Annotated in this window: 3 protein-coding genes and 1 pseudogene; 1 reads left to right on the top strand and 3 read right to left on the bottom strand. The window is 70.3% G+C overall.

What is annotated here, in order from left to right; translation table 11 throughout:
• Nucleotides 1–51: 51 nt before the first annotated feature.
• Nucleotides 52–737: pseudogene (locus OP79_RS57895) on the top strand (enoyl-CoA hydratase-related protein).
• 9 nt (nt 738–746) lie between these two features.
• Here OP79_RS57895 and dgoD read toward each other — a convergent pair.
• From dgoD to OP79_RS48420, 3 genes are all read right to left on the bottom strand, one after another.
• Nucleotides 747–1,892 carry a galactonate dehydratase gene (gene dgoD / locus OP79_RS48430; protein WP_033329619.1) on the bottom strand — a complete coding sequence of 382 codons (1,146 nt, stop codon included), beginning with the start codon at nt 1,890–1,892 and terminating at the stop codon, nt 747–749.
• A 236-nt stretch (nt 1,893–2,128) separates the two neighbouring features.
• Nucleotides 2,129–2,896 carry an SDR family NAD(P)-dependent oxidoreductase gene (locus OP79_RS48425; RefSeq protein ID WP_033329618.1) on the bottom strand — a complete coding sequence of 256 codons (768 nt, stop codon included), beginning with the start codon at nt 2,894–2,896 and terminating at the stop codon, nt 2,129–2,131.
• On the bottom strand, nt 2,893–3,942 hold the full coding sequence (locus OP79_RS48420; protein WP_033329617.1) for a LacI family DNA-binding transcriptional regulator: 1,050 nt from the start codon (nt 3,940–3,942) through the stop codon (nt 2,893–2,895). The genes OP79_RS48425 and OP79_RS48420 overlap by 4 nt, the downstream gene beginning before the upstream one ends.
• Nucleotides 3,943–4,494: the final 552 nt, after the last annotated feature.

Here is a 4,494-nt window from a genome sequence, read left to right as displayed (position 1 = left end):
CCGCTTGGTCCTCGGCTGCGCCTTCGCCCGTGCCATCAGCCCATTATCAGGGTGCGGGAGAACGAGGCTCAGCGACAACGCCCCATAGGGGCGCGGGGCAACGGGCGGCGTTTCTCGGCCGGCCACGACCTGAAGGACCGCTGGCTCGCCCCGAAGGAGATCACCCTGGAGTGGATCTACCACGCCGAAGCTCACCGGTATCTGGAATACACCCTGCACCGGCGCAACGTACCCAAGCCGTCGATCGCCGCCGTCCAGGGCAAGTGCATCGCGGGCGGGCTGATGCTGTGCCGGCCCTGCGACCTGATCGTGGCGGCCGAGAACGCCGAGTTCTCCGACCCCGTGGTGCACATGGGCATCGGAGGAGTGGAATACCACGACCACACCTGGGAGTTGGGCCCGCGCAGGGCGAAGGAGATTCTCTCACCGGGAGGGCGGTCACCGCGGAGGAGGCGGAGCAGGCCGGCATGGTCAACCGGGTCGTACCGCTGGATGAACTGGACTCGGCAGCCATGGAACTGGCCTGGCAGATCGCCCGTATGCCTCCCTTCGGGCTCCGCCAGGCTAAGCGCGCCGTCGACCAGACCCTTGACGTACAGGGCTTCTACGCGGCCGTCCAGTCGGTGTTCGACATCCACGAGACGGGCCACGGGAACGCGCTCAGTGTCAGCGGATACCCGATTCTCACCCAGCTCAAGGACATGAAGGAGCACATCAGGAAGCCCGGCGGTGGCTGAACGGCAGGGCTACCACGCGGCCAGTGAGCCGTCGGCGTTGCGCCACACGTCGTTGCGCCAGCGGTGGCCGCGTTCGGCGGCGGCACGGACCGCGTTCTCGTCGATGGTGATGCCGAGACCGGGCGCGGTCGGGCGGTCGATGTAGCCGTCGCGGAAAGTGAAGGGAGTGGTGTCGGCGAGGTAGTCCAGCAGCCCGCTGCTGTCGCCGTAGCCGATGCCGAGCGCCTGTTCCTGGATGAGGAAGTTGGGGATCGCGAAGTCGAGTTGGAGGCTGGCCGCGAGGGCGATCGGGCCGAGCGGGCAGTGCGGGGCCACCACGACGTCGTAGGCCTCGGCCATCGCGGCGATCCGGCGGGTCTCGGAGATGCCTCCGGCGTGGCTGATGTCGGGCTGGGCCACGGCGATGCCGTCGGAGAGCACCGAGCGGAAGTCCCAGCGGGAGTAGAGCCGTTCGCCGGTGGCGATGGGGATGGAGGTGGAGCGCACCACGGCGCCGAGGTCCTGGGAGAACTCCGGCAGCACCGGCTCCTCGACGAACATCGGCAACAGGGGCTCGAGCAGGGGCAGCACGCGGCGGGACATCGCCCCGCTGAACCGGCCGTGGAAGTCGAGTGCCAAGTCGCGATCCGGGCCGATGGCCTCGCGAACCGCGGTCACCCCGTCCACGATGGCGTTGATCGCGGCGGGCGTGGCGAGGGGCTCCAGCTGGCCGCAGGGATTGAGCTTGACCGCCGTCATGCCCTTGGCGACCTGCGCGGCCGCCGACTCGCCCAGTTCCTCCGGGGTTTCGCCGCCGACCCAGCCGTAGACGCGCACCCGGTCGCGGACGTGGCCGCCGAGGAGCTGGTGGACCGGGACGCCGTGGGTCTTGCCCGCGATGTCCCACAGGGCCTGGTCGATGCCGGCCAGGGCGCTGTTCAGGACGACGCCGCCGCGGTAGAAACCGCTCTTGGCGAGCACCTGCCAGTGCTCCTCGATACGGGCCGGGTCCTGCCCCAGGAGGTAGTCGAACATCTCCTCGACGCACTTGGCGACGGTGTGGGCCTTGCCCTCGACGATGGGTTCGCCCCAGCCGGAGATGCCCTCGTCGGTGTCGACGCGCAGGAAGAGCCAGCGCGGTTCGACGAGGAAAAGCTCGTATCCAGTGATCTTCATGGGATGGACCTCCGGTCCTGTGCCGTGTACCGCCGAGCGGGGCCTGGGCGAGACGGCGGGCTGATGAGTCGGTGTGGTTGGAGCGGGTGAGAGGAAGTGCCCGCTCCGGAGGAGAGAGGCGAGCTGGGAGGAAGGGGGTTGCTGTGCGGGACGCCCGCGGGCGCGGCCCACCGGGATGCGGAGGCCGGGTCGCGCCTGGAACGGGCAGGTGTCCCGCCTCGAACGGGCGAGGCGGCCTACTCCTGGGAGCTGATGCTGCGGCCACCGTCCACGATCAGGTTCTGGCCGGTGACGAAGGAGGCGTCCTCGGAGGCGAGGAAGGCGACGGCGGCGGCGATGTCCCCGGGGGCGCCGAGCCGGCCGACGGGGGTGCGTGCGATGGTCCGCGCCTTGTACTCCGGGGGTGTCTCGGCCCACAGGGCGGTGGCAACGGCTCCGGGCAGGACGGCGTTGAACCTGATCTGCCCTCCGTACTCGACAGCCAACTGGCGCACGAGGGCGTCGATCCCGCCCTTGGCCGCCGCGTACGCGGGGAAGCCCTTGAAGCCGATGACGGCGTGCACGGACGAGGTGATCACCACCGCGCCCCTGGCCGTCCTGAGCAGGGGCACGGCGGCCCGGACACCGTAGAACACGGAGTCGAGGCAGAGCCGCAGCTGGTCGTGCCAGGCGGCGTCGTCCAGTTCGTGTGCCGCTCCGGGCAAGTTCTGGCCGGCGTTGAGATGGAGTACGTCGAGGCGCCCGGTCCAGGACTCGGCCTCGGCGACGGCCGCGCCCCACTGACTCGGTGAGGTGACGTCGAGACGCTGGTCCTGCACCCGCCCTCCTGCGGCGCGGATCTCCTCGGCGACGCGATGGGCACCCTTGGCGTCCACGTCGGTGACGAGGACCGAGGCTCCCTCCGCCGCCAGTCGGCGGGCGGTGGCCGCTCCGATACCGGAGGCGGCCGCGGTGAGCAGGGCCGTACGGCCGGTGAAACGCGCCGGTGCGGCGGCGACGGTCATGGCGTTCCTCCTGGTCCTGCCGGTCTGGCCGTGGAGCCGCGCAGCATCAGCCGCGGCTCGGTCGGTACGACGACGTCTCCCACCGGCCTGCCCTCGATAGTGGCCACCAGGGCGTCCACTGCGGCGGTCCCCAGCTCGTACAGCGGCATCGCCACGGTGGTCAGCGGTGGATGGAGATGCGCGGCCACGGGCAGGTCGTCATTGCCGATCACGGAGACGTCCTCCGGAATCCTCAGGCCGAGCTCCCGGATCGCGGCCATGGCACCGATGGCCTGGGCGAGCGAGCTGGTGTAGAGGGCGGTGACCGGCGGGCGCTCGCCACCGTCAGTGGGGCCCAGCAGTTCCCGCGCCGCAAAGCCGCCGCCGTCCTCGGTGAACTCCCCGGAGGCGACCGGAGCCGCATCCAGCCCGAGTGCGTCGGCGTGGCGCAGGAACGCCTCCTTGCGGACCTCGCTGGGCGTTATCCCGGGCGGACCCGCGATGTGGCCGACCGCGCGGTGACCGAGGTCGTGCAGGTGGTCGAGTGCGGTCACGCTGGAGCGGGCGACGTCCATCGTGACGCTGCGGCCGGATCCCGGCACGGCGCGGTTGAGGAAGACGTGCGGGACAGGGCTGCGGCTCAGGGTGTCCAGCAGGGGGTGGCCGGGGCGGGCCGAGGCGATGAGCAGCCCGTCGACCCTGCCCTCCTGCACCAGGTCGTTGAACGACTCGTCGGCTTCCTGCCCGTCGAAGTCCTCGGCCAGCAGGGAGAGGTAACCGAGCTGACGGGCGCGCTGGTAGGCGCCTCGAGCGATGGTGACGTACGTGGGGTTGCCGAGGGCGGGGACCAGCAGGGCCAGTACGTGCGTGCTGGCGCCGGCCAGCGCACGGGCCCCGGAATGAGGCCGGTAGCCGAGTGCCTCGGCGGCCTCAAGGACGCGTTGGCGCGTCTCCGGCCGCACGGACAGGTCCTGCCGGCCGTTGAGCAGTTTGGACACGGTGGCCTTGGAGACTCCGGCCCTCTCCGCCACGTCCACCAGCCTCGCCCTGACAGGCTGTTCCGGCACGTCGGTCCCCCTCTCCGGTGGGCGCCAGGGGCCGCTCGGCGTGTGCGGCGGTGGCGCATTCTGTTCTCTTGACGACCTCTTGACATCTTCTGGCGCTGCAACTTAACGTTCGCCGAAGTTCGAGTCAACCGGTTTCCCCAGAAGGAAATAGACGATAAATCTGGGCAGAGCCACAGAAACCGGTCCACGTGAATGCAGCAGTGTCATCGCCGAATTCCGGCCATGGACAGGGCGCTACGAGGCGCCCTGGGAGGGTCCCCGCGGACGCGACCACCGTCGCCGTCGCGGCCGGACGATGCGGTGCCGACACACATGCACGACAGCCGTGTGCGCGCCCGGTCCGGGACGTCTCGCGCCATGGCTGAGTGAGCCCGACGCTTCCCGCCCGGTCCGTCCCCACTCCCCTGTCCCTTTGCCGCTCCTCCCCGCGGCAGCTCCGCATGCCCAATACGTCCCGTACGAAAGGCTGTCCAGTCATGTCCGTTCCCGCTACAGGGTCTCTCGACAGACGTCGTTTCCTCACCTACTCCGGTGCCGCGCTGGGTGCCGCCG

The organism is Streptomyces yerevanensis (assembly GCF_000716805.1).
Lineage (GTDB): Bacteria > Actinomycetota > Actinomycetes > Streptomycetales > Streptomycetaceae > Streptomyces > Streptomyces flaveus.
The sequence above is the reverse complement of the archived record's forward strand: the minus strand, read 5'-3'. Positions and strand labels throughout refer to the sequence as shown.

Bases quoted from the DNA above. Each gene is read 5' to 3' on its own strand.
- OP79_RS48425 (WP_033329618.1), bottom strand. From the start codon at position 2,896: ATGACCGTCGCCGCCGCACCGGCGCGTTTCACCGGCCGTACGGCCCTG.
- dgoD (WP_033329619.1), bottom strand. From the start codon at position 1,892: ATGAAGATCACTGGATACGAGCTTTTCCTCGTCGAACCGCGCTGGCTC.